Here is a 26,323-nt window from a genome sequence, read left to right on the forward strand (position 1 = left end):
GGCTCCTAAACTCGAGCAATCAAGCAAAGTGATACCGCGCTCGCGGTAAGAGCGGCGTACCTTTGCCAAGTGTCATTCTTACCCGCCCCGTAGTCGCAGACACCCCGGACAATCATGGCGGACTGGCCAAAATTCCAAGCAGCTTCAAGAACTCCGGCACCTTCCATTTCCATCGCTCGCAGGTTGAATTTTGCTGCTACCTCATCGCGGAATGTCGCATCTTTCACAAGCGTATCTGACGCGCCAATGACCCCTCGAATCAGTTTAGGTCTGCCGTCTAGTCTATCCGGATCATCAGGGTGGGGAATCTGTTTCCCTTCCGCGTCCAGCAACACATCGGTGGAAGCGAGTGGTCGCTCGAAGTTAGAACGCAGTGAGATACCCCTTTCAATCAAGGCCTCCCAAGGATTCTGGCCGATTAGCCAGTTGGCATTCAGTTCATTCAGCGCTCGTACCATTCTTGCGGGAGGTGCTGGAAGATTGCTGCGATTAATCTCGCCTTTCGGGGTAACGCTGTTGTGATCCGTCTGAACTACGCCAGCTCTATCGGAAATGACCACGTCGCCGAGGCGCACATGCTTATCCGGGTCTGTGGGCGACGGCACGCCTAGCGCGATGCCACAGAATAGCAGATCCCTCACTCCAAAACTGCGTATCAGATTGGTGGTCCCTGTTGCGGCTGAGGAATTACCCATTCGATTTAGCATTCCCAGCACGACTCTTTTGGGACCGCTTAGCGTACTTACGGTTCCTACCTCATACGAATTTGGATCTTCTGGGATGCGAAGCGTTTCTGTATCCCCAATCAATAGACGCAGGGCGGCGAATTCGACCGGAAGGGCGGTCAAAATTGCGGTATCGAACTTTTCTTGTCGCGAGGACATGTCGACGGATTGCGACGTTGCTGGCATCGAGAACTCCATCTGCGCCGGCGACGGGGGAGGCGGCGGCTCTCCTGAAATATATCGATCGAGCTGCCCGCGAAGATGTTCTGCCCTGGCGCTCATCTCTGGTGACGAGACTTCCGCCAGCAGCTCGTGGCTAAAGTGGTCCCATTCTAGATCACAAGAAAATTTAAAAAGCGCGTCCGAAGGAGCTTCTATTATTAGATCCATCAGTTGATGCGCGGTGAGGCTGCGATACAGATCGAGATAGTTTAATCTTTTGGAACTTCGGAGATCTGTCTCGAGGGCGTCGCATGATACATGCGGAACCCCAAGCATTAGATGAGCATCGAGAGAGCGTGCGTAGCCATCTATGTAAGCTCGCTCGATAGGTTGAGCGGCAAGTATGGAGAGATTTCCTTGTCCTCCTGCCTGACGCAGCAACGCGGCCGCGTGATCAGGAACAAAAGCCTGCCCTTGAAGGTCTTCGGGAACTTTAGCCCAAATCTTCTCAAAGTCTGGTGGGAGCTGTACGCCGCTGTTGTCTCTGATTCTTCTGAGGAATGTGTCGTCATCCAAAACGGCATTCCACTCCCGCGTAATTATTGCGGTAGATGATCCTTTCTTTTGTACGTAGGACGGCAGATCACCGTATTGCCGCCGGTAGGATTTAAGAAAATGACGAGGAGATCTCTCGTCGTATGCGCCCAATTTGCTTTCAATATGCTCAGCGAGATTCGTATCCCCTGCTGACATTTTGAATATTCCGACTTCACGGAACTCCGGGAATTGCAACATCAACGCGCGGCAATTCTTGCTCTCGAACAGCGAAGATGCCGGGAAAAATACTTCGTTGGCGAATAGGACACTCAATCGAATTGCGGTGGATAGAGCACGCGAAATATCCGCGGACTTCGCACCATTAAGCTGGGCCCGTTCAGAGTGATAGTAATCGGCAAAGTGAACGTAGATGCGTTTGGCCGATTTCATGTGACCCGGCTGAATTCCATGGCAATGATTCTTTTATCGCTTCCTCTGTCGAGAAATCGCAGTGCCTGCAAATGGCAGCCGGTGGCAAGTAAATTGCTGATATATTTTTCAATTCGATCCGCAAAGAAAGGCTCAACTCGTTTTGTAAAATGGTCAGGCTTCTGCACCTGAAACTCGCCACGCCGATAGAACTCTAGAGCATTCAGATTGCCCTCCAATTTGCAGGACTGCTCGACCTCCTCCAGCAGGTCTGGAATATATATTAGCAGGGAGCCTTGCACTTTGAGTAGGTCGACCAATCTGCGCGCGACTGCCCTCGTCATCCCAAAGTCCAGACTTGAGAAGCAACTAAAAGCAAGGTCCAGCGGTTGATCCCATTCCCGGATCGGATTCATGAGATCGTATTCTACGACTTCTAATCCATCTGCGGCGGCGCAGATTTCCGAGGCGAATTGGAGCATTCTTGGATCCCGCTCCAACAAAAACCACTGTGCAGGATCGCGATGGTGTGCCGCCGCCATGCGAGAAAGATAACCAGTCCCGCTACCAATATCTCCGATGAGCTTCGGACTTAACCGGTGGACACACTCTATGAGATCTGGAAGAACAACTTGGTTTCGTACCGGATCATCCCTGCATCCTAGCTCCCAGAGCTTCGGATCGCGTCCCATTTGATTCATAATTATAAATTGCGAAAGCGCTCCCGCGCTCCGCCCCCTTGAAATCACTAACCATCGCCCGTCGCGCTTTACAACGCAAGGTCGACCTTTGCAATTTTACTCGTGATCGGGAAAATCGTGGCTCTTCGCATGTTGCCGTGCAGCATTATGCGGCGCTGCACCTTAGATGCTACTTCGCCCGCTTCTGCTCGATCACGTCCCAGATCTTCGCCGCCACGTCAGGGCCGCCGAGCCGCGCGATGGCGCGGATGCCGGTGGGCGAGGTCACGTTGATCTCGGTGAGGTTGCCGTTGATGACGTCGATGCCGACGAATAGCAGGCCGCGCTCGCGTAGCGCGGGTCCCACGGTGGCGCAGATCTCGCGCTCGCGCGGCGTCAGCTCGGTCTCCTTGGCCGCACCGCCGCGCACCATGTTGGAGCGGAGGTCGTCGGTCGCCGGCACCCGGTTCACGGCGCCGGCGAACTCGCCATCGACCAGGATGATGCGCTTGTCGCCGTGCTTCACCTCCGGGATGAACTGCTGGATCACCCAGGCCTCTTTGAATGTCACCGAGAACATATCGTACAGCGAGCCGAAATTCATGTCCTGCGGCATCACGCGGAACACCGCGGCGCCGCCATGGCCGTGCAACGGCTTCATCACCACGGCACCATGCTTGTCGCGGAACGCGTTGATCTCCTCCAGGTCGCGCGAGATCAAGGTCGGTGGCATCAGCTGCGGAAAATTCATCACGAAGAGCTTTTCGGGCGCGTTGCGCACCGAAGCGGGATCGTTGACGACCAGCGTCTTCGGATGGATGCGCTCGAGCAGATGCGTCGAGGTGATGTAGGCGAGGTCGAATGGCGGGTCCTGGCGCAGCAGCACCACGTCAAAGCCGTTCAGCGCCTCGCGCCTGGGCTCGCCGAGGGTGAAATGATCGCCGGGCTCGTCGCGCACCGTCAGCGGCTGCACCGGCGCGACGATCTCCTCGCCGACCATCGAGAGCTTGTCGGGGGTGTAATAGGACAGGCCGTGGCCGCGCTTCTGCGCTTCCAGAAGCAGCGCAAAGGTGGAATCGCCCTTGATGTTGATGCGGGCGATGGGGTCCATCTGGACGGCGATGTTGAGTTTCATGGTCTGCCTTTCAGGTCGAGGCGTCGAATGCCGCCAACACATGGCGCGGAAGCGATCGCGGCGCAATCAGCATGGCATCGAATCGCAATTCGAATTCCGCATGCTCGGGATGCGCGACAAGCCAGCCCTGCGCGGCATCGATGATGCGTCGCTGCTGGCGCGGCGTCACCGCATAGGCGGCCTCGTCGAGGCTGGCGCGCGCCTTGACCTCGACGAAGGCGATCAGGTTGCGGCGGCGCGCCACGAGGTCGATCTCGCCATGCGCCGTGCGGTAGCGTTTTGCGAGAATGCGGTAGCCCTTCGCCATCAGGTAGGCTGCCGCACGGCTCTCGGCGGAGATTCCGGTGCGGAACGCGGCGACGCGCTCGGGCGAGGCGATCTTCGGTTCCCGTTTGGGTTCCTGTTCAGGTTCTTGTTCAGATTCCTGGACGCCCTTAATCCTCGTCATCGCCGCTCCGCAAGTCCTTGGCGAGCTCGAGCGCGCGGGCATAAACCTCGCGGCGCGGCCGCCCCGAGAGTGCGACGGCATGCGCAACCGCATCCTTGACGCTGTGGGTGGCGAGCTGTGTGCGCAGCAGATCGTCCAGCGCGTCCGCGGTCAGCACGTCGGCATCCGCGGCAGGCGGGGCGATCACCAGCACGAATTCGCCGCGCGTCTCCAGCGTGTCGGCCTCGCGCGCGAGCTCGCTCAGCGTTGCGCGCGAAATCTCCTCATGCAGCTTGGTCAGCTCGCGGCAGATCGCGGCCTCGCGCGCACCCATGATTTCAGAGAGCTCGGCGAGCGTATCCTGCACACGGTTGCCGGATTCGAACATCACCAGCGTCGCATCGATGCGGGCGAGCTCGGCGAGGCGCGAGCGCCGCGCGGCGGATTTCGCCGGCAGGAAGCCTTCGAAGAAGAAGCGGTCGGTCGGCTGCGCCGCGACCGACAGCGCCGCCAGCACCGAGGAGGGACCGGGCAGCGCATGGACCGCATGACCTGCGGCGCAGACCTCCCGCACCAGCTTGTAGCCGGGATCGGAAATCAGCGGCGTGCCGGCGTCCGACACCAGCGCGACCGAGCCGCCGGCCGCGAGCGCCTCCAGGATCCTGGGCCGCGCGGCCTCGGCATTGTGCTCGTGATATGGCTTGAGCTGGGCCGCGATGTCGTAACGCTCGGTCAGACGCCGCGTGATCCTTGTGTCCTCGCAGGCGATGATGTCGACCCCTGCCAGCGTTTGCAGCGCGCGCAGCGTGATGTCACCGAGATTGCCGATGGGGGTCGCCACCAGATAGAGGCCGGCCGGCAGCTTCGGTGCCACCAGCCGGTGGGCATCGATGGAGAACCCGCGCGAGGCGGCGTCAGTGGCTTCAGTCGTATTTATCGGGGCCGGCTTTGCGCGCATAATGAGATGAACTTAGGCATGATGTCAGGGGCTGGGAACCGGCCCCTCGAAAAAGATCACGCCTGGCTGGGATATTGAAGCGGGGCGAGGAAGGACTGGAATGTGATCCATCCGGCATCACATTCCAGAGGGAGTGGAGCGTCAGCGCCATATTCGCGGCGGAAACGGCGTCTTGATGCTTTCGTGACGGACGGCGGACAGCAAGCCAGGAAAGGAGGAGGATCGCGTTAAGCGGTCATTATCCTTTTGTTTCGGTTAACTATTTGCCGACAATATGCCTGAATCCGCACCCTGTGTCGCGGAAAGAGTATCGTGACTGGCGCGAGCGGCCGGTCAGAAGAGAAGCTGAGATGGTGGGCCCGCGTGATCTGAAGACTCCCGTCCAGGGGCGCCTGATGTCAGGGGCGACCCGGCGGAGTGCGCTTGGCCTGCTGCTCGGCACGCCGCTATTGTCCGCCTGCGCCGGTGTGCAGCAAAGCCTCAGCCAGTTCTCCAATCCCTTCTCGAGCTCCTCGCCGCCGCCGGCCCAGCCGGCCGGTCCGCCGCAGCAGGGGACGACCGCCGGCACCGGCGGCGTGAAGGTCGCCGTCATCCTGCCGCTCTCGGCCGCCGGCAATGCCGGGCTCGCGGCGCAATCCATGCGCAATGCCGCCGAGATGGCGCTGGCCGAGTTCCAGAACCCGAACATCCAGCTCCTGATCAAGGACGACAATGGCAGCCCGCAGGGCGCCCAAGCCGGCGCGCAGCAGGCGGTGGATGAAGGCGCCGAGATCATTCTGGGACCGCTGTTCGCGCAGTCGGTGCCGGCGGTGGCCCAGGTCGCGCGCACGCGCGGCATTTCGGTGATCGCCTTCTCGACCGATTCCAGCATCGCCGGCCGCGGCGTCTATCTGCTGAGCTTCCTGCCGGAATCCGACGTCAATCGCATCATCGAATATTCCGCCAGCATCGGAAAACGCTCCGTCGCCGTGCTGGTGCCTGATAACGCCTATGGCAACGTGGTCGAAGCCGCGGTGAAGGCAGCCGTGCCCAGGCGCGGCGGGCGCATCGTCGCATTCGAGAAATACGGCGCCGATCGTGCCACGCCGGCGCGATCGGTGGCGCAGCAGCTCGGCAGTGCGGATGCGCTGTTCATTGCCGATGACGGCGATGCCGTGGTTGCGGTCGCCGATGCGATGACCGCTGCCGGCGCGAATTTGCGCAACATCCAGTTGCTCGGCACCGGCCTGTGGGACAGTCCGCGTGTCTATGCCAGCCCAAACTTGCAAGGCGGACTCTACGCCGCGCCCGATCCGGCCGGCTTTCGCGCCTTCTCCGGCCGCTATCGCACCAAATACGGCGCCGAGCCGATCCGCACCGCGACGCTCGCCTATGACGCGGTCGCCCTCGTCGCCGCGCTCGCGCGCACGCAAGGCACCACGCGCTTCTCGTCCGACGTGCTCACCAATCCCTCGGGCTTCGCCGGCATCGACGGCCTGTTCCGCTTCCGTGCCGACGGCACCAACGAGCGCGGACTTGCGGTGATGAAGGTGACGACAGGGGGCGGTGTTGCGGTCGCGGGCTCGCCGAAGAGCTTTGGGGCGTAGCTCGCCGCCCTTCGTAGCCCGGATGGAGCGCAGCGCAATCCGGGATCGTGCAGCCGGAAAGACTGTTCCCGGATTACGCTGCGCTCCATCCGGGCTACGGCATCACGCTACGCCGCGAGATCCGCGACCACGGCATCGAGCACCGGAAATCCGCTGCTGGTCACGCGCAAGCGGCCCGTCGCATCGACCGTGATTGCGCCTTCCTCGCGCAGCAGCGAGATGCGCTTGGGGTCGAGCGGTCGGCCCGAGAGGGCCTTGTAGCGCTCGGGGTCGATACCCTCGGCCAAACGCAATCCCATCAGCAAAAATTCGTCGGCGCGTTCCTCGCTGTTGAGGAGATCGTCGGTGACGACGCCGTCGCCATTGGTCTCGACCCGCATCAGCCAGGCTTCCGGGCGCTTCTCGGTGGCGGTGGCGTGCCTGATACCGTCGATGTCGAGGCGGCCATGGGCGCCGGGACCGATGCCGGCATATTCCTCGCCGCGCCAATACACCAGATTGTGCCGGCACTCGGCGCCGCGCCGTGCGTGGTTGGAGATCTCGTAGGCGGGCAGCCCCAGCCTGTCGCAGGTCTCCTGCGTCACGTCGTAGAGCGCGCGTGCAACCGCCTCGTCCGGCGTCTTCAACTTGCCGGCCTGGTGCAGGCCGAAGAACGGCGTGCCCTCTTCGATGGTGAGCTGATAGAGCGACAGATGCTCGGCCGCTTCATCGATGGCGAGACGCAGCTCCTCCGCCCACATCGCCGGCGTCTGGTCGGGGCGGGCGTAGATCAGGTCGAACGAGTAGCGATCGAACGAGCGGCGCGCGATGGCGACGGCATCGAGCGCTTCGCGTGCGCTATGCATGCGGCCGAGCGCTTTCAGCGAGGCGTCGTCAAGCGCCTGCACGCCGAGCGAGACGCGATTGACGCCGGCCGAGCGATAGCCGGCAAAGCGCGTGGCTTCCACACTGGTCGGGTTTGCTTCCAGCGTGACTTCGACATCGTTGGCGACGCTCCAGTGCTTGCCGATGGCCTCCAGCACGGCGCCGACGGTGGCCGGCTGCATCAGCGACGGCGTGCCGCCGCCGAGGAAGATCGAGGTGACCTCGCGGCCGGGTGCGCGCGCGGCGGTCGTCGCGATCTCGCGCGCAAAGGCCGAAGCAAAGCGCGCCTCGTCGATCGCTGCGTGGCGGACATGGCTGTTGAAGTCGCAATAGGGACACTTCGACAGGCAGAACGGCCAGTGCACGTAGACGCCGAACGCAACCTTGTCAGCGCGGCTCAAGGCAGATCTCCGCCAGTTTCACGAAGGCGCGGGCGCGGTGCGACAGGCCGAGGCCGAGCGGCGGCAGGCCGTGCTTCTCGATGCTCTCCATCTCGCCGAAAGTGCGGGTATGACCGTCGGGCAGGAACATCGGATCGTAACCGAAGCCGGCAGTGCCGCGCGGCGGCCACACCAGCGTGCCGTCGACGCGCGCCTCGACCTCTTCGAGATGATGATCGGGCCAGGCGACGCAGAGCGCGGAGACGAAATGAGCCTTGCGCTTGCCCGGCTTGATGGCACCGCGCTCCTGCAACAGGCGCTCGATCTGCGCCATCGCGGCGGCGAAGTCTTTGTTTGGACCGGCCCAGCGCGCGCTGTAGATGCCCGGTGCGCCATCGAGCGCGTCGACCACGATGCCGGAATCGTCGGCGAAAGCAGGCAGCCCGGTCGCCTGCGCCGCGGCGGCCGCCTTGATCGCGGCATTGCTGCGGAAGTCGTTGCCGGTCTCGTCAGGCTCGGGAAGGCCGAGCTCACCGGCCGACACCACCTCGATGCCGTGAGGCGCGAGCAGCTCCTTCATCTCGGCGAGCTTGCCGGGATTGTGGGTGGCGATGACGAGCTTTCCGGTGATTCGGCGGTGCATGGGCCTATTGACTACGCGACAGCCAGTTTCTGCAAGTCCACCAGCCGCGCGATGCCCTTTTGAGCGAGAGCGATCAGCCTCAGGAACTCGTCCTGCGTGAACGGCTCGCGTTCCGCGGTGCCCTGCACCTCGATGATGCGGCCATCGCCGGTCATGACGAAATTGGCGTCGGTCTCGGCCTCCGAATCCTCGGCATAGTCGAGATCGAGCACCGGCGTGCCGTTGTAGATGCCGCAGGAGATCGCGGCGACGTTGTCGCGCATCACGTTGGCCTTGACCATGTTGCGCGCCTTCATCCAGTTGATGCAATCGGCGAGCGCGACCCAGGCGCCGGTGATCGAGGCGGTGCGGGTGCCGCCGTCGGCCTGCAGCACGTCGCAATCGACCGTGATCTGGCGCTCACCGAGCGCTTCGAGATCGACGATGGTGCGAAGCGAGCGGCCGATCAGGCGCTGGATCTCGACGGTGCGGCCGCTCTGCTTGCCTGCGGAGGCTTCGCGGCGGGTGCGTTCGGAGGTGGCGCGCGGCAGCATGCCGTATTCGGCGGTGACCCAGCCGCGCCCCTGGCCCTTCAGCCATGGCGGCAGGCGGTCTTCCAGGGTGGCGGTGACGAGCACATGGGTGTCGCCGAATTTCACCAGGCAGGAGCCTTCCGCATATTTGACCACGCCGCGCTCCAGCGTCACGGGGCGCAATTCGTCGGGCGCACGGCGGCTTGGCCGCATGGGAAATCCTCCAGAACTCATGGTCTAGAACTTATGGGGTAGGGCTGTTCGCGGTGCTTGTAGGTGGGGTCAGGGTGGGCAGCAAGGCTTTTTCGCCCCCCGATATCCACCCCGCAAACGCCACGCTTGTCAGAACCGTCCTGGATGGACAAATTATGAGCATCTGAGAGGAGTTACCGTCTGTGGCCCATCACGATCCGATCCATCTGATCGCGCCGCGCGCAGGCCTCGCCCAGCTCAACGAGCGTTCCCGCGACATCTTTCGTCAAATTGTCGAAAGCTATCTCGCGACTGGCGAACCGGTCGGCTCGCGCAACATTTCCCGCCTGATCGCGATGCCGCTGTCGCCGGCCTCGGTCCGCAACGTCATGGCCGATCTGGAACAGCTCGGCCTGATCTATGCGCCGCACACCTCGGCCGGCCGCTTGCCGACGGAACTCGGCCTGCGCTTCTTTGTCGACGCCTTGATGCAGGTCGGCGATCTCAACGAGGCCGAGCGACAGTCGATCCAGAGCCAGCTGACCTCGGTCGGCCAGGCCCAATCGGTCGAGGCGGCGCTGGACCAGGCGCTGACGCGGCTGTCCGGCCTCACCCGCACCGCAGCGGTCGTTCTGACGCCGAAGTCCAATACGCGGCTGAAGCACATCGAATTCGTCCGATTGGAACCCGAGCAGGCGCTGGTGATCCTGGTCGGCGAGGACGGCCAGGTCGAAAACCGCGTGCTGACGCTGCCGCCGGGGGTTCCCTCCTCGGCCATCACTGAAGCCGGCAATTTCCTCAACGCGCGGATCCGCGGCCGCACGCTCGCCGAGGCGCGGCTGGAGCTGGAAACCGCGCTCGCGGAAGCTCGCGCCGAGCTCGATCAGCTGACCCAGAAGGTGATCTCGGCCGGGATCGCGAGCTGGTCGGGCGGCGAGAACGAGGACCGTCAGCTCATCGTCCGCGGCCATGCCAATCTATTGGAAGATCTGCATGCGCTGGAGGATCTCGAGCGTGTCAGGCTGCTGTTCGACGATCTCGAGACCAAGCGCGGCGTGATCGACCTGCTCGGGCGCGCCGAAACCGCTGAAGGTGTCAGGATCTTCATCGGCAGCGAGAACAAGCTGTTTTCGTTATCGGGCTCTTCCACCATCATCTCGCCCTACCGGGATGCCGCCGGCCGCATCGTCGGCGTTTTGGGCGTGATCGGGCCGACGCGGCTGAATTATGCCCGCGTGATCCCGACCGTGGATTACGCCGCCCGTATCGTCAGTCGCCTGGTGGGAGGCTGACCGGCATTTGAGCCGATCACGGGCGCTTGATTTTCAGCGCCCGAAGCACGATATCCGGGCCAGAAAACCTCCCCTTGAGCGAGTTCGAGAAGCAGCCGATGACCGATCCAACCCGGCAACCCGAAGACACGACTGCCGCGACCGGCGAGCCCGTGGTGTCAAAGCCCTACATCATGCCCGACGATCCCGAGCCGGGTTCGGTGGAGACGTTGCAGAAGGAAGCCGCCGAGGCCCGTGACCGCATGCTGCGGACGCTGGCCGAGATGGAAAACCTGCGCAAGCGCACCACCAAGGAGGTCGCCGATGCCCGACTCTACGGCATCACCGGCTTTGCCCGCGATGTGCTCGAGATCGCCGACAATCTCCAGCGCGCGCTCGACGCCGTTCCGGCCGAGGCGCGCGCCGCCGCCGATCCCGGTCTGACCGCGCTGATCGAGGGCGTCGAGCTCACCGAGCGTTCGCTGCTCAACGCACTGGAAAAGCATGGTGTGAAGAAGCTCGATCCCCAGGGTCAGAAGTTCGACCCCAACTTCCATCAGGCGATGTACGAAGTGCCCGATGCGTCGGTGCCCACGGGCACCGTCGTGCAGGTCATGCAGGCCGGCTACACCATCGGCGAGCGCGTGCTGCGGCCGGCGCTGGTCGGCGTCGCCAAGGGCGGCGCAAAGGCCGCGCCTGCTGCGAACAGCAACGAGGCGAACTGAGCGATGAAGTCATTCCGGGTTCGGCTCTGCGAGCCGCCCCGGAATGACGATCGTCCCGTCTTACGCGCTCAACGCAATATCGCTCGACTGAATCCGCTTCACGCCGGCCTTGGCCATGTCGGCCCAGGCCTTGGCCAGCGAGCCCTGCGTGTCGATGCCGCGGCAGGCGTCCTCCACGACATAGACCTCAAAACCCGCCTTGCGCGCATCGAGCGCGGTCCAGGCGACACAGAAATCCGTGGCGAGACCCGCGACGAAGACGCGCTTGATCTTGCGCGACTTCAGATAGGCGGCAAGGCCGGTCGTTGTCTTGCCGTCGGCTTCGAGGAACGCCGAATAGCTGTCGACGTCCTTGTGAAAGCCCTTGCGGATGATGAGCTCGGCCTGCCGGATCGAGAGATCCTTCGACAGCGAGGCGCCCTCGGTGCCCTGCACGCAATGGTCGGGCCACAGCACCTGCCTGCCATAGGGCAGGTCGATGGTCTCGAACGGCTTCTTGCCGGAATGCACCGACGCGAACGAGATGTGGCCGGGCGTGTGCCAGTCCTGCGTCATCACCACGTTCGAAAATGCCTTCGCCATTTTATTGATGACGGGCACGACCTGCTCGCCTTCCTTCACCGCAAGGCTACCGCCCGGCAGGAAGCAGTTTTGCACGTCGATCACGAGCAGCGCGGAGCTGTCGTCCGGCTTGATCGCAGCTGCTGCAAACAGTGCCGATGGAGCAAGGGCCACAAGCGCCGTCGTTCCCATCGCGGCCAAGATCTGTCGTCGATTAAGCACCGTCCGCCTCCCCTCCAGGATGATCCAAAACCTGATCCAATGCAGGCAAGCCTAGTTCCGTTCGTGTACGAACGAAAGCCCGAAAATGCGGCCGGGTTTGGTGAGTGGTTGGGCTGTCAGCCCCCCGTTTTCTACCCCTTCGGCTGGATGCCGTCGCGCACGGCGCGGAAGCGGGTGAAGGCGTCGGACCACTGGTCGCGCGGGGCGCTGGCGATGATGCGCAGCGAGGTGCCGCCGCCGAAGCGGATCCACTGCACCACCGTCACCGGGATCTTGTCCCTGCCGCTGACGCCGTCGATCCGGGTCTCGAAGCCCGGCTGGCCGTTGATGCGGATCGGCTCCGACATCGTGACTTTGGTTTCGCGCAAGCCGGCGATTTGAAGCGCCGCCTCCTGGGCGAAGCGGGCGCGGTCGTCGGCGGCCTGCGGGGTGGCGCCGATCAGGCCGAGGATCATGAACGGCTTGGATTCATAGCCCGAGCTCTCATTGCCATCGGCCAGGATGATGCTCGAGCCCGGCACCAGCGTGCGGATATCCTTGAAGCCGGCGAGATCGGTGATCTTGAACGGCAACAGCCCGATCTGCTCGTCAGCCGACACCTCCTTGCGGATGGCGGCAGTCGCGAACATCTGCCGCACCGCCTCGTCGGTGTAGATCTTCGAAGCGTTCTCGGGGATTTGCACCGCGACATAGCCGGAGAAGCCGGTGCCCGGCACGATCATCGAATAGCGCTTCACCAGCGTGTCGCCAGCCTTGGCACTTTCGGTGGTAAAATACGCAAGGCCCGCCGATGTCTCGATCTTGTCCGGCTTGACGCCGTTGGCGCCGGCCGGATTGGCGTTGAAGGCGCTGACGACTTCGTTATAGGCCGCCGGCGGCAGCTCGGTGATCAGCACCTTGACGCTGCCATCCTCGCTCTCGAAGCCCGGAAAGGTCTTGGCCTTGCTGAGGCCGACCAGAGGCACCATGCCGAGACGCAAGCCGGGCGGATAGACGGCATCGGCGGCGAGCGCCGGAAATGCCGTGGCGACGAGGAGGGCCAGCGCAGCGAAGGAGCGGGTGAGCTTCATGGGCACTCTGTTTGGTTCACATTGAGGCCGTACCATGGTCGGCCTTTGATGATCAGCCTTGGGGCCGCCTTGTCGCGCGAAGCAGCCCCATGGCGAAGCTGTCCGGCCGGCCGCCTTTTAGCGGGTTTGGCGCCCCGGTAACAGGGCCGGGCCGCTGATGGCGACGGGCGGCCGGTCGATCTCCGAACCCGTTAATATTTCCTCACCCGCAAAGGCTCGAGGGGCGGATACGATCTTCCAAAACCCAATGTTTTCACGGCCCAAAGTTGCGTTCGGTCCTTGCGGGCCCCTCCCCCCCTCCTATATGAGCCTCAACCATCGCAATATCGCGAATGTTTGATCTTAGGGGGTTTCGGTTCGGGTGCCTTCTGGGCCCAGCCAACCTGCCGCAAAAAGAAGGATATCAGGACCATGGGAAAGGTCATTGGGATCGACCTCGGCACCACGAATTCGTGCGTCGCCGTAATGGACGGCAAGAACGCCAAAGTCATCGAGAATTCCGAGGGCATGCGCACGACGCCTTCGATCGTCGCCGTGACCGACGACGGTGAGCGCCTCGTCGGCCAGCCTGCCAAGCGCCAGGCCGTGACCAATCCGGAGCGTACGTTCTTCGCAGTGAAGCGCCTGATCGGCCGCCGCTACGACGACCCGATGGTCGAGAAGGACAAGAAGCTCGTTCCGTACAAGATCGTGAAGGCTTCCAACGGCGACGCCTGGGTCGAGGCCGACGGCCAGACCTACTCGCCCTCGCAGGTCTCGGCGTTCATCTTGCAGAAGATGAAGGAGACCGCGGAAGCCCATCTCGGCCAGAAGGTCGACCAGGCTGTCATCACCGTTCCCGCCTACTTCAACGACGCCCAGCGCCAGGCCACCAAGGATGCCGGCAAGATCGCGGGCCTTGAAGTGCTGCGCATCATCAACGAGCCGACCGCGGCTGCGCTGGCCTATGGCCTCGACAAGACCAAGGCCGGCACCATCGCCGTGTACGACCTCGGCGGCGGCACGTTCGATATTTCCATTCTCGAAATCGGCGACGGCGTGTTCGAGGTGAAGTCGACCAACGGCGACACCTTCCTCGGCGGCGAAGACTTCGACATGCGCCTCGTGGGCTATCTCGCGGACGAGTTCCAGAAGGAGCAGGGCATCAACCTGCGCAACGACAAGCTTGCGTTGCAGCGCCTGAAGGAAGCCGCTGAAAAGGCCAAGATCGAGCTGTCGTCGACGACGCAGACCGAGATCAACCTGCCCTTCATCACCGCGGACCAGACCGGCCCGAAGCATCTGACGATGAAGCTCACCCGCGCCAAGTTCGAGGCGCTGGTCGACGACCTCGTGCAGAAGACCATCGAGCCCTGCCGCAAGGCGCTGAAGGATGCCGGCGTCACCGCCGGCGAGATCGGCGAAGTGGTTCTGGTCGGCGGCATGACGCGCATGCCGAAGGTCCAGGAAGTCGTGAAGCAGCTGTTCGGCAAGGAGCCGCACAAGGGCGTCAACCCGGACGAAGTCGTGGCGATCGGCGCTGCGATCCAGGCCGGCGTGCTCCAGGGCGACGTCAAGGACGTGCTGTTGCTCGACGTGACCCCGCTGTCGCTGGGCATCGAGACCTTGGGCGGCGTGTTCACCCGCATCATCGACCGCAACACCACGATCCCGACCAAGAAGAGCCAGGTGTTCTCGACGGCTGAAGACAATCAGAATGCCGTCACCATCCGCGTCTTCCAGGGCGAGCGTGAAATGGCGGCCGACAACAAGATGCTTGGCCAGTTCGACCTGATGGGCATTCCGCCGGCTCCGCGCGGCATGCCGCAGATCGAGGTGACCTTCGACATCGACGCCAACGGCATCGTCAACGTCTCGGCCAAGGACAAGGCCACCGGCAAGGAGCAGCAGATCCGCATCCAGGCCTCTGGTGGTCTGTCGGAAGCCGACATCGACAAGATGGTCAAGGATGCCGAGGCCAATGCCGCGGCCGACAAGCAGCGCCGCGAGGCGGTCGATGCCAAGAACCATGCCGACGCGCTGGTGCACTCCACCGAGAAGGCGCTGGCCGAGCACGGTTCGAAGGTCTCGGAGACCGAGCGCCGCGCCATCGAGGACGCCGTCAGCGACCTCAAGGAAGCGCTGAAGGGCAGCGATGCCGAGGCGATCAAGGCCAAGACCAACACGCTGGCCCAGGCTTCGATGAAGCTCGGCGAGGCCATGTACAAGCAGCAGGCCGAGGCCGACGCGGCCAAGGACGCTGCGAAGGACGACGTCGTCGACGCGGAATTCACCGAAGTCGACGACGACAAGAACAACAAGAAGTCCGCATAAGCCCCGCGAGGGTCATGATGCGGACGGCTTGGACCCCACACGCTGAAGCGGCCTCCCCCCTCAGGGGGGAGGCTTTCGTGTCGGGGCGGGCGGGTAGGCCCGTTACGATCAATCAATTCCCAGCCGTTATGCTCAACGCTGCCATGCAGCCCTCTGCAGTGATGCAGAAGGCTGCCTATATCGTCGCGTGGCGACGTTGTTTCGCACCGACTTGAATCGCGATCGGATAGACCTGAGTCAGACATGTCCACGTCCACCAAGCGCTGCTACTACGAAACCCTCGAAGTCGATCGCACGGCCGACGAGAGCAAGCTGAAATCGTCGTTCCGCAAGCTGGCGATGAAATTCCATCCCGACCGCAATCCCGGGGATGAGACCAGCGAAGTCAAGTTCAAGGAAATCAACGAGGCCTACGAGGTCCTGAAGGACAAGGACAAGCGCGCCGCCTATGACCGCTTCGGCCATGCCGCGTTCGAGCAGGGTGGCCCTGGTGGCGGCGGTGCCGGATTCGGCGCGGGCTTTGCCTCCTCCTTCTCCGACATTTTCGAAGATCTGTTCGGCATGGCCGGGCAGCGCGGCCGCGGCGGCCGCGAGCGTGGCGCCGACCTGCGCTACAACATGGAAATCACCCTCGAGGAAGCCTTCGGCGGCAAGACCGCGCAGATCGAGATTCCGGTCTCGGTCACCTGCGAGGCCTGCTCGGGTATCGGCGCCAAGGCCGGCACCAAGCCGAAGACCTGCTCGACCTGTGGCGGGCAGGGGCGCGTGCGGCAGTCGCAGGGCTTCTTTACCCTCGAGCGCACCTGCCCCGGCTGTCAGGGCCGCGGCCAGATGATCGAGGACGCCTGTCCGTCCTGCTCGGGCCAGGGGCGCGTCACCCGCGAGCGAACGCTGTCGGTCAACATTCCCCAGGGCGTCGAGGACGGCACCAGGATCAGGCTCGCCGGCGAAGGCGAGGCCGGGGTGCGCGGCGGTCCGCCCGGCGACCTCTACATCTTCCTGTCGCTGGCCCAGCACCAGTTCTTCCAGCGCGACGGCGCCGACCTGCATTGCCGCGTGCCGATCTCGATGGTCACGGCCGCGCTCGGCGGCGAATTCGAGGTGCCCACCATCGAGAAGGGCAAGGCCAAGGTGAAGGTGCCCGCCGGAACCCAGTCCGGCCGTCGATTCCGCATCGCATCAAAAGGCATGCCGGTGCTGCGCTCGCGCCAGATGGGCGACATGTACGTCCAGGTCATGGTCGAGACCCCGCAGAACCTCACCAAGAAGCAGCAGGAATTGCTGGCCGAGTTCGAAAAGCTCTCCTCCGGCAACACCCAGCCGGAATCCGAGGGCTTCTTCGCCAAGGTCAAGGATTTCTTCGGTAATCGGGCGAACTGAGCCGGCTTGACCGTATCGACTTCGGCCTATACGTCTTTATGACCATTTTCTGACAGCCGCGGTCACGCGGTCTCGTCCCGTCCGGTCCAGACATGCCATTGCCGTCGTCCGCGCGTGCGTTGAAGAAGCCCCGTCTCGATGACGAGGTGCGCTTCCTCAGATCGTGGATTGAAAAGCCCCTCCACATGGGCGCGGTGATGCCCTCGGGCAAGCTGCTCGCGCGGACCATGGCGCATTATGTCGACGTCGATTCGGATGCTCCGGTGGTCGAGCTCGGGCCCGGCACGGGCGCTATCACCTCGGCCCTGGTCGAGCGCGGCGTCGATCAGAAGCGTCTCGTTCTCGTCGAATACAATCCCGGCTTCTGCGCGCTGCTGCGTGACCGTTATCCGCAGGCCAAGGTGGTGCAGGGCGATGCCTATCGCCTGCGTGACACGCTCTGGAACGTGTTGAGCGCGCCCGCCAGCGCCGTCGTCTCCGGCCTGCCGCTGGTGACGAAGCCGATGCTGACGCGCCTTCGGCTGATTCGCGATGCCTTCGCGGCGCTTGCGCCCGGCGCGCCCTTCGTCCAGTTCACCTATGCGGTGGTGCCGCCGATCCCGAAATCGCTGCCCGGCGTGTCCACAGAGGCCTCGGAACGGATCTGGATGAACCTTCCGCCGGCCCGCGTCTGGGTGTATCGCAAGGACTAATTCCGCCGGCGTCTTCCTTCGCGCGGCGGGCTTGTTTCGCCGAACGTATGGAAGAGGATGTCCGCTCCGAAGATCCTGGTCATTCCCGGCTCGCTGCGCACCGGCTCGCACAATGTGAAGCTGGCGGCGGTCCTCGCTTATGAAATCGCCCAGGCCGGCGTCGACGTCACCCGCATCTCGCTCGCCGATTTTCCGCTGCCGATCTACGACGGCGATCTCCAGGCCAAATCGGGCATCCCGAAGCATGCCATCAATCTCAAGCGCATGATCGGCGCGCATCACGGCGTGCTGTTGGTCTCGCCCGAATACAATGCTTCGGTGCCGCCGCTGCTCAAGAACGCGATCGACTGGGTCAGCCGCGTGCACGATCTGCACGAGGCGCGCGGCGACGTCTTCCGCAACCGCGCCTTCGCGCTCGCCGGTGCGTCGCAGAGCCGGCTTGGAGCTGCTCGCGCGCTGCAGGCGTTGCGCCTGATCCTGACCTCCTGCCACGCCAATGTGATCGCCAGCCAGTTCACGCTCGCCTTTGCCGACCAGGCCTATGACGATATGGACAGGCTCAAGGGTCAGGGCGATATCGACTCCATGCGGGAGATGGTGCGGCAGTTGATCGATATTTCCCAACGCTTGATGTGAGGTGACATGACGCCAGCCGAAATCGCCCCGAAAGACCGCCTGATCGTCGCGCTCGATCTGCCCAGCGTCGATGCCGCGGAGGCGATGATTGCGAAGCTCGGCGACAGCGTCACATTTTACAAGATCGGCTATCGCCTCGCTTATGCCGGCGGCTTGCCGCTGGTTACCAAGCTTGCCGACGGCGGCAAGAAGGTCTTTCTCGATCTCAAGCTGCACGACATCGGCAACACGGTGTCGCAAGGCGTCGAGAGCATCACCAGGCTGGGGGCCACCTTCCTCACCGTGCACGCCTATCCGCAGACCATGAAGGGCGCCGTCGAGGGCCGCGGCTCGTCGAAGCTGAAGCTCCTCGCCGTGACGGTGCTGACCTCCTACAATGACGACGATCTGCATGCGGCAGGCTTCCGGCTCGGCGTCTCCGAACTGGTCGAGGCGCGTGCGCGGCAGGCGCAGGCCCTCGGCATCGACGGTCTCGTGTCCTCGCCCGAGGAGGCCGAAGGCTTGCGCAAGATCATCGGGCGCCAGATGAACCTCGTCACACCAGGCATCCGTCCGGCGGGTGCGGCTATCGGCGATCAGAAGCGCATCATGACGCCCGGCCGCGCGATTGCCGCGGGCGCGGATTATCTCGTCGTCGGGCGGCCGGTGGTGGAAGCCGCCGACCCCAGGGCGGCGGCTGACGCCATCCAGGCCGAGATCGCGCAAGCACTCGGCTAGCGCATGATCCGGAAAAGTGTGAAGCGGTTTTCCGAAAAGATCATGCGCAAACAAAGGGCTGAAGCGCGATGACGGTTCAACCCAATCTCATCGCGCTTTAGCGAACAACAAGGGAGAAGAACAATGGCAAAAGGCTACTGGATCGGACGCGTCGACGTGAACAATGAGGAGGGCTACAAACCCTATGCCGTCGCCAATGGTCCGATCTTCAAGAAGTGGGGCGGCCGCTTCGTGGTCCGCGGCGGCAAGTTCACCACCGTCGAAGGCGGCAGCCGCAACCGCAACGTCGTGATCGAATTCCCTGATTACCAGACCGCGATCGCCTGTTACAATTCGCCGGAATATCAGGCCAATATCAAGGTGCGCCAGCCGCACTCGATCGCCGACCTCATCATCATCGAGGGCTATGACGGCCCGCAGCCGCAGGACGGCTAGCGTACACACCGTCATTCCGGGGCGATGCGCAGCATCGAACCCGGAATCTCGAGATTCCGGGTCTGGTCCTTCGAACCATCCCGGAATGACGTTGGTGCCCCCCTCGGTTGCCGGAACTGCATCCCGCCGCTACAACGGCCCCTGAGAGGATCACACCATGCCAGACATGCGCTTGATTGTTGCCGGAGCCGGCGGCCGGATGGGCCGCGCCCTGACGCGGGCGATTGCCGACAGCAAAGGCGCGGTGCTGGCAGGCGCCCTGGAGGCGCCAGGCTCGGAGCTCCTGGGCAAGGATGCCGGCGTTCTCGCCGGCCTGCCGGAAAACGGCATCAAGCTGTCCGCCGATCTCTGGGCGATGTCGAAGGATGCCGACGGCATCCTGGATTTCACCGTGCCGGCCGCAACCATTGCCAATGTCGCGATCGCGGCCGAGCGCGGGCTGGTTCATGTCATCGGCACAACCGGGCTGTCAGGCTCCGACAATGCCGTGATCAAAAGCGTCACCAACCGCGCGGTCGTGGTGCAGTCGGGCAATATGAGCCTGGGCGTCAATCTGCTCGCCGCCGTGGTCAAGCGCGTCGCCAAGGCGCTCGACGAAAGCTTTGACATCGAGATCGTCGAATCCCATCACCGCATGAAGGTCGATGCGCCCTCAGGGACCGCGCTGATGCTCGGCCAGGCGGCCGCCAGCGGTCGCGGCATCCCGCTCGACGATGCGCATTCGGAGCGCGGCCGCGACGGCATCACCGGCGCGCGCAAGCCGGGCGCGATCGGCTTTGCTTCCTTGCGCGGGGGCACCGTCGCCGGCGATCACAGCGTGACCTTCCTCGGCCCGTTCGAACGCCTGACGTTGTCGCATCAGGCGGAGGACCGTATCCTGTTCGCCCATGGCGCGCTCAAGGCGGCGCTGTGGGCGCATGGCAAGAAGCCCGGACACTACTCGATGGCCGACGTGCTCGGCCTCGCTGACATCTGAACCAAGCAAGCAATGGAATTGGGCAATGAGCGAACGTCTTCTCGTGCTGGTGCGCCACGGCCAGAGCGAATGGAATTTGAAGAATCTGTTCACCGGCTGGAAGGATCCTGACCTCAGCGAGCAGGGCGTCGCGGAAGCCAAGGAAGCCGGCCGCAAGCTGAAGGCCCACGGCCTCGTGTTCGACGTCGCCTTCACCTCGGTGCTGACGCGCGCGCAGCACACGCTCGATCTCATTCTCACCGAGCTCGGCCAGACCGGCCTGCCCACCTCGAAGAATCTCGCGCTGAACGAGCGCGACTATGGCGACCTCTCCGGCCTCAACAAGGACGACGCCCGCAAGAAATGGGGCGAGGAGCAGGTGCATGTCTGGCGCCGCTCCTACGACGTGCCGCCGCCCGGCGGCGAAAGCCTGAAGGACACGCTGGCGCGCGCGCTGCCCTACTACGTGCAGGAGATCCTGCCCGGCGTGCTCAATGGCAAGCGCACGCTGGTCGCGGCCCACGGCAACTCGCTGCGCGCCTTGATCATGGTGCTGGAAAAACTGTCGCCCGAAGGCATTTTGAAGCGCGAGCTCGCCACCGGCGTGCCGATCATCTACCGGCTCAATGCGGATTCGACGGTGGCCTCGAAGCTGGATCTGGCGGGGTAGACCTTGCCGCAAATGCGGTGGTGTAGGGTGGGTTAGACGGTGACTGCGCTTCGCGCAGCCCGGGGCTAACCTACCCTACTGCATCTTGCCTACTGCATCCCGAGCTGCCCGGCTTCCCAGCCCAGCATCGCCTGCTTGCGAGTGATGCCCCAGTGATAGCCTGTCAGCGTGCCGCTCTTGCCGAGGGCGCGGTGGCAGGGCACGACGAAGGAGACCGGGTTCTTGCCGACGGCCGCACCGACGGCGCGCGAGGCCTTCGGGCTGTTGATGTTGCAGGCGATGTCGGAATAGGACACCGCGCGGCCCATCGGAATTTTCAGCAGCGTCTCCCACACCCGCACTTCGAAATCGGTGCCGATCAGGACCACGCGCAGCGGCTGATCCGGCCGCCACAGTTTGGTGTCGAAGATGCGTGCCGCCAGCGGTGCGGTGCCCTCGTGGTCTTCGACATAGGTTGCGTTCCGCCAGCGCCGCGTCATGTCGGCAAGGGCGGCTTTCTCGTCGCCGGGGTCGGCGAAGGCGAGGCCGGCGAGGCCGCGATCGGTCGCGATCACGATCGCTGTTCCAAAGGGAGACGGATGGAAGCCGAAGCGCAGGGTCAGCCCCGCGCCGCCGTTCTTCCATTCACCCGGCGACATCGCTTCGTGGGTGACGAAGAGATCGTGCAGACGGCCCGGGCCCGACAGCCCCGAGTCGAGCGCCGCATCGAGGATGCTGGCGGAATCCCGCAACAGACCCTTGGCGTGGTCGAGGGTGAGCGCCTGCATGAAGGCCTTCGGCGTGATCGAGGCCCAACGGCGGAACAGATGATGCAGCTCATCCGCCGTGACGCCGGCCGCATCCGCCATCGCCTCGATGGTCGGCTGCGCGCGCCAGTTTTCCGAGATGAACGCGATGGCCCGGCGCACCGAATCATAGTCGCGCAGCGCGGCGTTCTGGGGGCCCGGCTTGGCCAGGCGCTGGTCCTGTATGGCGAGTGTCATCATGAGCGGAAATGTAGGCGCGGGGAGGCGCCGAAACCACCCGATTTCCGACTGGGTTCAGGTCACCGGGTTATAGGTCGGGCCGCGCTTGGCGGCGTTCAGGGCCTCAATCAAGCCTTTGTAGAAACTTGCCTTTTCGTCCGGTCCCAAGAAACGGGCGAGCTGGATCTGGTGGCCGCGCGAGATCAGATAGAGATGCTCGATGCCAAAGTCCTCGTCGACCTCCATGTCGAGCCGGACCCAGAGCGGATTGAAGGTCCATTCGGCGACCTGGCCGTGATGGCTGATGCGCCGCACGCGTAGTTCTGTGGTCGTGACGGTGATCTCCTCGCGCGCCCGCCCGGTGCGGAAATTGACCTTGAAGGCCCACCAGACCACGAGCACGTCGAGGCCGAAAAAGCCGAGCACGGGCCAGGCGCCCTGCATCAGGAAGACAATTCCGGTGACGAAGCTGACGACGCTCAGGAACAGCATCACGGCCAGGAAGCCGGTGCGGTTCAGCGAGCGGTGCGGCGTCAGCAGCGCGGAGAAGATCTGCCGTTCGGCATGACCTTCAGCTTCTGCGCGCTCAATTTCGTTGCCTGTGCTCATCGTCCCTCAGTATATCCCGATCATGGCGAAAATCATCCGCAAGCCGGCCCCGCGCAAAGCGGCTGCGCCGAAGAAAAAGGCAAAGGGGGCGAAGCCCAAACCTTCTGCAAAGCCTTCTCCCAAGCCTTCTCCGAAGCGATCGGCGCCGGCGAAGCCATCGCTCAAGGCGACAAAACCCTGGACGCCAGCGGAAGTTCGCGAGGTCTTCAGGCGTTTCCAACAAGCCAATCCCGAGCCGCGCGGCGAGCTCGAGCACGTCAACCCGTTCACGCTGCTGGTGGCCGTGGTGCTGTCGGCACAGGCAACCGACGCCGGCGTCAACAAGGCAACGCGCGCCTTGTTCGAGATCGCCGACACGCCGCAAAAGATGCTCGACCTCGGCGAAGAGCGTCTGCGCGAATACATCAAGACCATCGGCCTTTATCGCACCAAGGCCAAGAACGTGATCGCGCTATCGGCAAAACTGCTCAGCGATTTCGGCGGCGAGGTGCCGCGCACGCGCGCCGAGATCGAGTCGCTGCCCGGCGCGGGACGCAAGACCGCCAATGTCGTGCTCAACATGGCCTTCGGCGAGCACACCATGGCGGTCGACACCCATGTCTTCCGCGTCGGCAACCGCACCGGTCTTGCGCCGGGCAAAACGCCGCTCGAAGTCGAGCTTGGTCTCGAAAAGGTGATCCCGGCCGAGTTCATGCTGCATGCCCATCACTGGCTGATCCTGCACGGCCGCTATACCTGCCTCGCGCGCAAGCCGCGCTGCGAGGTATGCCTGATCAACGATCTCTGCCGCTGGCCGGAGAAGACGGTGTGAGCAACAGGCCGGGAAGGGGTGGAGACCGTTACCGCATCTGCCGCGCCGGCTCGATCAGCTCGGGCCGGGGGCCCGACAGACGCTTGTGCATGTGGACCATGAAGGCCATGCCGAAGATCGGTGTCGCCAGGTTCACGACCGGAATCGAGACGAAGGCCGCGATGAAGAGGCCGGCGGTGAAGATCGTCGCGGCATTGTCGCGCCGCATCGCTTTCGCATCCTCCGGCGAGCGGAAGCGCATCGCGGCGAGCTCGAAATATTCGCGCCCCAACAGCCAGGCGGCGGCGAGGAAGAAGATCAGGAAACCGGCGCCGGCCAGAAACACCAGCGGCAGTGCGGCAAGATACACCACGATGGTGAGCAGCGCGGTCTTGATGCCTTCAAGGATGGCCTGGTTGAACGGTAGCGCCTCGCCGGGCCGCTCGGCTGGATAATATTCGCGCTCGACGATGTCGGCGACGTCGTCGACGAAGAAGCTCGCCACCAGCGAGGTGATCGCGGGCATCAGGAACACGCTGCCGAACACGACGCCGAATCCCGCCGCGATCGAGATGACCCAGGCCAGCACCTCCAGCGAGGCGTGCCAGCTCGGCCCGAGCAGCCCCTCCAGCCAGACCTCGCCATAGGTCGCGAACCAGCTCAGGAGTCGCTGCAACCCGATCGCCAGCACGACGATGAGCACCAGCGCCAGCCCGATCGACCGCCACAGGATCGATCGCATCGGCGGCGACATCATTTGCGACAGCGCCTTCACGGCGGCATCAAGCATGGGAACCTCTCACCAAAGTACCCGCGAGAGGTAGACATGCCGGCGTGCTTCGGCAAGGGAGGATGACGAGGCGCCGGAACTGCGAAGGCAATCTTCGGCAGATTATATTTTTCAGAAAGCTTGCGAAGGGCTAGTCTTTTGGCCGAACGGACAGGGAGTGACGCATGGCTGAGACCGGATTGCCGCTCGAGGGCGTGCGGGTCGTCGAGATGACCCACATGGTGATGGGCCCGGCCTGCGGCATGATCCTCGCGCAGCTAGGCGCCGACGTGATCAAGGTCGAGCCGCCCGCCGGCGACAAGACCCGTTCCCTCGGCGGCATGGGCACGGCGTTCTTTCCGCTGTTCAACCGCGGCAAGCGCAGCGTGGTGCTGGACTTCGAGAAAGCTGAAGATCGCGACACCATGCATCGACTGCTCGAGACTGCCGATGTATTTCTGGAGAATTTTCGCGATGGCTTGCTGGAGAAGCAGGGGCTCGGTGCGGAGGAATTGCGGCGACGGCATCCGCATCTGATCGTTGCCGGGCACAAGGGCTTTCTGTCCGGCCCCTATGAGCATCGCCCCGCGCTCGACGAGGTCGTGCAGATGATGTCGGGGCTTGCCGCCATGACCGGCACAAAGGAGAAGCCGCAGCGCGTCGGCTCCTCCGCCAACGACATCATGGGCGGCATGTTCGGTGTGATCGCGATCCTGGCCGCGCTTTACCAGAAGCGCGGGGGAAAGCGCGACGGCGCCGACATCCGCATCGGCCTGTTCGAGAACTGCCTGTTCCTGGTCGCCCAGCACATGGTCGAATACGAGATGACCGGCAACAAGCCGCGCTCGATGCCGGAGCGCGAGCATGCCTGGCCGATCTACGACATTTTCGATGCCGCCGGCGACGGGCGGATTTTCATCGGCGTCGTCACCGAGGGCCACTGGCAGGCTTTCTGCCGCGAGTTCGGCCTGAGCGAGTTTCTCGATGACCCGAGCTTGCGCACCACGACCGATCGTATCCTGGCCAGGCCGCGGATCCTTCCGCGCGTGGCCGAGATCATCCGGCAGCACGACGTGGCGGAACTGTCGCAGAAGCTCGATGCGCTCAACATCTGCTTCTCGCCGATCAACCGGCCCGAGGATCTCTTGACCGATCCGCATGTGCTGCGGCCCGGCGGGCTCGTCACCAACCTCGCCGCCGACGGCAAGCCGTTCCATGTGCCGACGCTGCCGATCGAATGGAACGGCAGCCATTTTGGCGAGGGCCTGAAGGTCGCGTCGCTCGGCGCCGACACTTCCGCCGTTCGCGCCGCGGTCGACAACAAAGATGCAACGTCCAAAGCCGCTGGGAGGCGCGCATGAGCCGGATCGAAACGATCTATCCCGCGGACCGTGTGGCCTTGCGCGAAGTCGGTCTGCGCGATGGACTCCAGCTCGTCAAAAAGTTTCCGTCCACTGAAGCCAAGCAGCGCTGGGTGCGCGAGGAATATGCCGCTTGTGTCAGGCATTTCGAGGTCGGCTCGTTCCTCCCGGCGAAGACCTTTCCGCAATTCGTTGATGTCCGCGACGTCGTCGCGACGGTGGCGAGCCTGCCGGGCGCCCATGGCATTGCGCTTGCGCTCAACGAGCGCGGGGTCAACGAGGCGCTGGCGTCAGGTGTCGGGGAGATCGCCTCGGTGGTGTCGGCGACGGAAGAGCACAGCCAGGCCAATGCGCATCGTTCGCGCTCGTCCGCGATTGCCAACATCAAGCGGCTCTGCGAACTGCGCGATGCCAGCGCGCACAAGCCGCTGGTGAACGCGGCGATCTCGATGGCGCTGGGCTGCTCGATCACAGGCGCGGTCGATCCGAAGGAGGTGCTGCGCCTCGTCGACAAATGCCTGGAGGCCGGCGTCGATTTCGTCGCGATCGCCGACACCGTGGGCTATGCCGGACCGAAGCAGGTCGGAGAACTGTCGCGCGCGGCGGTCAAGCTCGCCGGCACCAAGCCGATCTGCATCCATCTCCACGACACCCGCGGCATGGGTATCGCCAACGCCGCGGCGGCACTCGACGAAGGCGTCCGCATCCTCGACGGCTCGCTCGGCGGCCTCGGCGGCTGCCCCTTCGCGCCGGGCGCGACCGGCAATGTCGTGTTCGAGGACCTGGTGTTCCTGTGCGAGAGCAAGGGTTTTGCGACAGGAATCGATCTTGAGAAGCTGATCGGAGTGCGCAATATCCTGCGCGAGGAAATGCCGGACGAGCGACTCTACGGCGGCCTCGCGCGGGCCGGGTTGCCGGGTGGGAGCGCAGCGAAAGCGGCGTGATCTTCGCC

27 protein-coding genes are annotated in these 26,323 nt (G+C 63.7%); 14 read left to right on the forward strand and 13 right to left on the reverse strand.

What is annotated here, in order from left to right; translation table 11 throughout:
• Positions 1-5: 5 nt before the first annotated feature.
• The 5 genes from AOQ71_RS24215 to rsmI all read right to left on the reverse strand — a co-directional run bounded on the left by AOQ71_RS24215 (position 6) and on the right by rsmI (position 5,053).
• Positions 6-1,874 (reverse strand): 5'-methylthioadenosine/S-adenosylhomocysteine nucleosidase family protein, encoded by a 1,869-nt coding sequence (locus AOQ71_RS24215; protein ID WP_057752071.1) that lies wholly within the window; start codon positions 1,872-1,874, stop codon positions 6-8.
• Positions 1,871-2,545 carry a class I SAM-dependent methyltransferase gene (locus tag AOQ71_RS24220; RefSeq protein WP_162268404.1) on the reverse strand — a complete coding sequence of 225 codons (675 nt, stop codon included), beginning with the start codon at positions 2,543-2,545 and terminating at the stop codon, positions 1,871-1,873. Before AOQ71_RS24220 ends, AOQ71_RS24215 begins: the two co-directional genes overlap by 4 nt.
• A 178-nt stretch (positions 2,546-2,723) precedes the next feature.
• Positions 2,724-3,668, reverse strand: a complete 945-nt coding sequence (gshB, locus tag AOQ71_RS24225; protein ID WP_057752077.1) for a glutathione synthase — start codon at positions 3,666-3,668, stop codon at positions 2,724-2,726.
• Positions 3,669-3,678: 10 nt separating this feature from the next.
• Positions 3,679-4,116, reverse strand: a complete 438-nt coding sequence (locus tag AOQ71_RS24230; RefSeq protein ID WP_057752079.1) for a YraN family protein — start codon at positions 4,114-4,116, stop codon at positions 3,679-3,681.
• Positions 4,103-5,053: a 16S rRNA (cytidine(1402)-2'-O)-methyltransferase gene (gene rsmI, locus AOQ71_RS24235; RefSeq protein WP_057752082.1), complete on the reverse strand. Its 951-nt coding sequence runs from the start codon at positions 5,051-5,053 to the stop codon at positions 4,103-4,105. Before rsmI ends, AOQ71_RS24230 begins: the two co-directional genes overlap by 14 nt.
• A gap of 350 nt (positions 5,054-5,403) precedes the next feature.
• Here rsmI and AOQ71_RS24240 point away from each other — a divergent pair, with 350 nt between their 5' ends.
• Positions 5,404-6,639: a penicillin-binding protein activator gene (locus AOQ71_RS24240; RefSeq protein WP_205668260.1), complete on the forward strand. Its 1,236-nt coding sequence runs from the start codon at positions 5,404-5,406 to the stop codon at positions 6,637-6,639.
• Between the two features lie 107 nt (positions 6,640-6,746).
• Here AOQ71_RS24240 and hemW read toward each other — a convergent pair whose 3' ends face one another.
• Genes hemW through rph form a run of 3 tightly spaced genes read right to left on the reverse strand, consistent with a single transcriptional unit; the run spans position 6,747 to position 9,251 of the window.
• Positions 6,747-7,904: a radical SAM family heme chaperone HemW gene (hemW, locus tag AOQ71_RS24245; protein WP_057752089.1), complete on the reverse strand. Its 1,158-nt coding sequence runs from the start codon at positions 7,902-7,904 to the stop codon at positions 6,747-6,749.
• Entirely contained in the window at positions 7,891-8,526 is a 636-nt protein-coding gene (rdgB, locus tag AOQ71_RS24250) for an RdgB/HAM1 family non-canonical purine NTP pyrophosphatase (RefSeq protein ID WP_057752093.1), read from the reverse strand. The genes hemW and rdgB overlap by 14 nt, the downstream gene beginning before the upstream one ends.
• An 11-nt stretch (positions 8,527-8,537) precedes the next feature.
• Positions 8,538-9,251: a ribonuclease PH gene (gene rph, locus AOQ71_RS24255; protein WP_057752095.1), complete on the reverse strand. Its 714-nt coding sequence runs from the start codon at positions 9,249-9,251 to the stop codon at positions 8,538-8,540.
• A 182-nt stretch (positions 9,252-9,433) separates the two neighbouring features.
• Here rph and hrcA point away from each other — a divergent pair, with 182 nt between their 5' ends.
• Entirely contained in the window at positions 9,434-10,522 is a 1,089-nt protein-coding gene (gene hrcA, locus AOQ71_RS24260) for a heat-inducible transcriptional repressor HrcA (protein ID WP_057752098.1), read from the forward strand.
• Positions 10,523-10,620: 98 nt separating this feature from the next.
• Positions 10,621-11,226 carry a nucleotide exchange factor GrpE gene (grpE, locus tag AOQ71_RS24265; RefSeq protein ID WP_057752368.1) on the forward strand — a complete coding sequence of 202 codons (606 nt, stop codon included), beginning with the start codon at positions 10,621-10,623 and terminating at the stop codon, positions 11,224-11,226.
• Between the two features lie 60 nt (positions 11,227-11,286).
• On the opposite strand, the gene pncA is transcribed toward grpE, so the two are convergent.
• Positions 11,287-12,009: a bifunctional nicotinamidase/pyrazinamidase gene (gene pncA / locus AOQ71_RS24270; RefSeq protein ID WP_057752101.1), complete on the reverse strand. Its 723-nt coding sequence runs from the start codon at positions 12,007-12,009 to the stop codon at positions 11,287-11,289.
• Between the two features lie 131 nt (positions 12,010-12,140).
• Positions 12,141-13,079 (reverse strand): hypothetical protein, encoded by a 939-nt coding sequence (locus tag AOQ71_RS24275; protein WP_057752104.1) that lies wholly within the window; start codon positions 13,077-13,079, stop codon positions 12,141-12,143.
• A 411-nt stretch (positions 13,080-13,490) separates the two neighbouring features.
• Here AOQ71_RS24275 and dnaK point away from each other — a divergent pair, with 411 nt between their 5' ends.
• The 8 genes from dnaK to AOQ71_RS24315 all read left to right on the forward strand — a co-directional run bounded on the left by dnaK (position 13,491) and on the right by AOQ71_RS24315 (position 20,877).
• Complete coding sequence (dnaK, locus tag AOQ71_RS24280; RefSeq protein WP_057752106.1) at positions 13,491-15,392, forward strand: molecular chaperone DnaK; 1,902 nt, start codon at positions 13,491-13,493, stop codon at positions 15,390-15,392.
• A 243-nt stretch (positions 15,393-15,635) separates the two neighbouring features.
• A complete protein-coding gene (gene dnaJ, locus AOQ71_RS24285) occupies positions 15,636-16,772 on the forward strand; it encodes a molecular chaperone DnaJ (RefSeq protein WP_057752110.1) in 1,137 nt (378 codons plus the stop codon).
• 92 nt (positions 16,773-16,864) lie between these two features.
• Positions 16,865-17,464 (forward strand): class I SAM-dependent methyltransferase, encoded by a 600-nt coding sequence (locus tag AOQ71_RS24290; RefSeq protein ID WP_057752113.1) that lies wholly within the window; start codon positions 16,865-16,867, stop codon positions 17,462-17,464.
• 57 nt (positions 17,465-17,521) lie between these two features.
• Positions 17,522-18,100: an NADPH-dependent FMN reductase gene (locus tag AOQ71_RS24295; protein ID WP_057752117.1), complete on the forward strand. Its 579-nt coding sequence runs from the start codon at positions 17,522-17,524 to the stop codon at positions 18,098-18,100.
• A gap of 6 nt (positions 18,101-18,106) precedes the next feature.
• Positions 18,107-18,817 (forward strand): orotidine-5'-phosphate decarboxylase, encoded by a 711-nt coding sequence (gene pyrF / locus AOQ71_RS24300; protein WP_057752120.1) that lies wholly within the window; start codon positions 18,107-18,109, stop codon positions 18,815-18,817.
• A gap of 123 nt (positions 18,818-18,940) precedes the next feature.
• Positions 18,941-19,252: a DUF1330 domain-containing protein gene (locus tag AOQ71_RS24305; RefSeq protein WP_057752123.1), complete on the forward strand. Its 312-nt coding sequence runs from the start codon at positions 18,941-18,943 to the stop codon at positions 19,250-19,252.
• A 157-nt stretch (positions 19,253-19,409) separates the two neighbouring features.
• Positions 19,410-20,228 (forward strand): 4-hydroxy-tetrahydrodipicolinate reductase, encoded by an 819-nt coding sequence (gene dapB / locus AOQ71_RS24310; RefSeq protein WP_057752127.1) that lies wholly within the window; start codon positions 19,410-19,412, stop codon positions 20,226-20,228.
• Positions 20,229-20,253: 25 nt separating this feature from the next.
• Positions 20,254-20,877: a 2,3-bisphosphoglycerate-dependent phosphoglycerate mutase gene (locus tag AOQ71_RS24315; RefSeq protein ID WP_057752130.1), complete on the forward strand. Its 624-nt coding sequence runs from the start codon at positions 20,254-20,256 to the stop codon at positions 20,875-20,877.
• Between the two features lie 89 nt (positions 20,878-20,966).
• Here AOQ71_RS24315 and AOQ71_RS24320 read toward each other — a convergent pair whose 3' ends face one another.
• Both AOQ71_RS24320 and AOQ71_RS24325 read right to left on the reverse strand, forming a co-directional pair.
• On the reverse strand, positions 20,967-21,863 hold the full coding sequence (locus AOQ71_RS24320; RefSeq protein WP_057752132.1) for a methylated-DNA--[protein]-cysteine S-methyltransferase: 897 nt from the start codon (positions 21,861-21,863) through the stop codon (positions 20,967-20,969).
• Positions 21,864-21,917: 54 nt separating this feature from the next.
• Complete coding sequence (locus AOQ71_RS24325) at positions 21,918-22,451, reverse strand: DUF2244 domain-containing protein (RefSeq protein WP_057752135.1); 534 nt, start codon at positions 22,449-22,451, stop codon at positions 21,918-21,920.
• Between the two features lie 22 nt (positions 22,452-22,473).
• On the opposite strand from AOQ71_RS24325, the gene nth reads away from it, so the two are divergent.
• The gene (nth, locus tag AOQ71_RS24330; protein ID WP_057752371.1) at positions 22,474-23,262 is read left to right on the forward strand and encodes an endonuclease III; all 789 of its coding nucleotides are present in this window, start codon (positions 22,474-22,476) and stop codon (positions 23,260-23,262) included.
• A 28-nt stretch (positions 23,263-23,290) separates the two neighbouring features.
• Here nth and AOQ71_RS24335 read toward each other — a convergent pair whose 3' ends face one another.
• On the reverse strand, positions 23,291-24,031 hold the full coding sequence (locus tag AOQ71_RS24335; protein ID WP_057752137.1) for a sulfate transporter family protein: 741 nt from the start codon (positions 24,029-24,031) through the stop codon (positions 23,291-23,293).
• Between the two features lie 164 nt (positions 24,032-24,195).
• On the opposite strand from AOQ71_RS24335, the gene AOQ71_RS24340 reads away from it, so the two are divergent.
• Positions 24,196-25,371, forward strand: a complete 1,176-nt coding sequence (locus tag AOQ71_RS24340) for a CoA transferase (RefSeq protein ID WP_057752140.1) — start codon at positions 24,196-24,198, stop codon at positions 25,369-25,371.
• On the forward strand, positions 25,368-26,315 hold the full coding sequence (locus tag AOQ71_RS24345) for a beta/alpha barrel domain-containing protein (RefSeq protein ID WP_057752143.1): 948 nt from the start codon (positions 25,368-25,370) through the stop codon (positions 26,313-26,315). The genes AOQ71_RS24340 and AOQ71_RS24345 overlap by 4 nt, the downstream gene beginning before the upstream one ends.
• Positions 26,316-26,323: the final 8 nt, after the last annotated feature.

Origin of the sequence: Bradyrhizobium manausense (genome assembly GCF_001440035.1) — a bacterium.
Taxonomy (GTDB): Bacteria; Pseudomonadota; Alphaproteobacteria; order Rhizobiales; family Xanthobacteraceae; genus Bradyrhizobium; species Bradyrhizobium manausense.

Bases quoted from the DNA above. Each gene is read 5' to 3' on its own strand.
- AOQ71_RS24275 (WP_057752104.1), bottom strand. From the start codon at position 13,079: ATGAAGCTCACCCGCTCCTTCGCTGCGCTGGCCCTCCTCGTCGCCACG.
- AOQ71_RS24325 (WP_057752135.1), bottom strand. From the start codon at position 22,451: ATGAGCACAGGCAACGAAATTGAGCGCGCAGAAGCTGAAGGTCATGCC.
- nth (WP_057752371.1), top strand. From the start codon at position 22,474: ATGGCGAAAATCATCCGCAAGCCGGCCCCGCGCAAAGCGGCTGCGCCG.
- grpE (WP_057752368.1), top strand. From the start codon at position 10,621: ATGACCGATCCAACCCGGCAACCCGAAGACACGACTGCCGCGACCGGC.
- pyrF (WP_057752120.1), top strand. From the start codon at position 18,107: ATGACGCCAGCCGAAATCGCCCCGAAAGACCGCCTGATCGTCGCGCTC.
- AOQ71_RS24290 (WP_057752113.1), top strand. From the start codon at position 16,865: ATGCCATTGCCGTCGTCCGCGCGTGCGTTGAAGAAGCCCCGTCTCGAT.
- AOQ71_RS24215 (WP_057752071.1), bottom strand. From the start codon at position 1,874: ATGAAATCGGCCAAACGCATCTACGTTCACTTTGCCGATTACTATCAC.
- dnaK (WP_057752106.1), top strand. From the start codon at position 13,491: ATGGGAAAGGTCATTGGGATCGACCTCGGCACCACGAATTCGTGCGTC.
- rph (WP_057752095.1), bottom strand. From the start codon at position 9,251: ATGCGGCCAAGCCGCCGTGCGCCCGACGAATTGCGCCCCGTGACGCTG.
- rsmI (WP_057752082.1), bottom strand. From the start codon at position 5,053: ATGCGCGCAAAGCCGGCCCCGATAAATACGACTGAAGCCACTGACGCC.
- AOQ71_RS24220 (WP_162268404.1), bottom strand. From the start codon at position 2,545: ATGGGACGCGATCCGAAGCTCTGGGAGCTAGGATGCAGGGATGATCCG.
- dapB (WP_057752127.1), top strand. From the start codon at position 19,410: ATGCCAGACATGCGCTTGATTGTTGCCGGAGCCGGCGGCCGGATGGGC.
- dnaJ (WP_057752110.1), top strand. From the start codon at position 15,636: ATGTCCACGTCCACCAAGCGCTGCTACTACGAAACCCTCGAAGTCGAT.
- AOQ71_RS24295 (WP_057752117.1), top strand. From the start codon at position 17,522: ATGTCCGCTCCGAAGATCCTGGTCATTCCCGGCTCGCTGCGCACCGGC.
- AOQ71_RS24230 (WP_057752079.1), bottom strand. From the start codon at position 4,116: ATGACGAGGATTAAGGGCGTCCAGGAATCTGAACAAGAACCTGAACAG.
- AOQ71_RS24240 (WP_205668260.1), top strand. From the start codon at position 5,404: ATGGTGGGCCCGCGTGATCTGAAGACTCCCGTCCAGGGGCGCCTGATG.
- AOQ71_RS24340 (WP_057752140.1), top strand. From the start codon at position 24,196: ATGGCTGAGACCGGATTGCCGCTCGAGGGCGTGCGGGTCGTCGAGATG.
- gshB (WP_057752077.1), bottom strand. From the start codon at position 3,668: ATGAAACTCAACATCGCCGTCCAGATGGACCCCATCGCCCGCATCAAC.
- AOQ71_RS24315 (WP_057752130.1), top strand. From the start codon at position 20,254: ATGAGCGAACGTCTTCTCGTGCTGGTGCGCCACGGCCAGAGCGAATGG.
- AOQ71_RS24305 (WP_057752123.1), top strand. From the start codon at position 18,941: ATGGCAAAAGGCTACTGGATCGGACGCGTCGACGTGAACAATGAGGAG.
- AOQ71_RS24320 (WP_057752132.1), bottom strand. From the start codon at position 21,863: ATGATGACACTCGCCATACAGGACCAGCGCCTGGCCAAGCCGGGCCCC.
- AOQ71_RS24345 (WP_057752143.1), top strand. From the start codon at position 25,368: ATGAGCCGGATCGAAACGATCTATCCCGCGGACCGTGTGGCCTTGCGC.
- rdgB (WP_057752093.1), bottom strand. From the start codon at position 8,526: ATGCACCGCCGAATCACCGGAAAGCTCGTCATCGCCACCCACAATCCC.
- AOQ71_RS24335 (WP_057752137.1), bottom strand. From the start codon at position 24,031: ATGCTTGATGCCGCCGTGAAGGCGCTGTCGCAAATGATGTCGCCGCCG.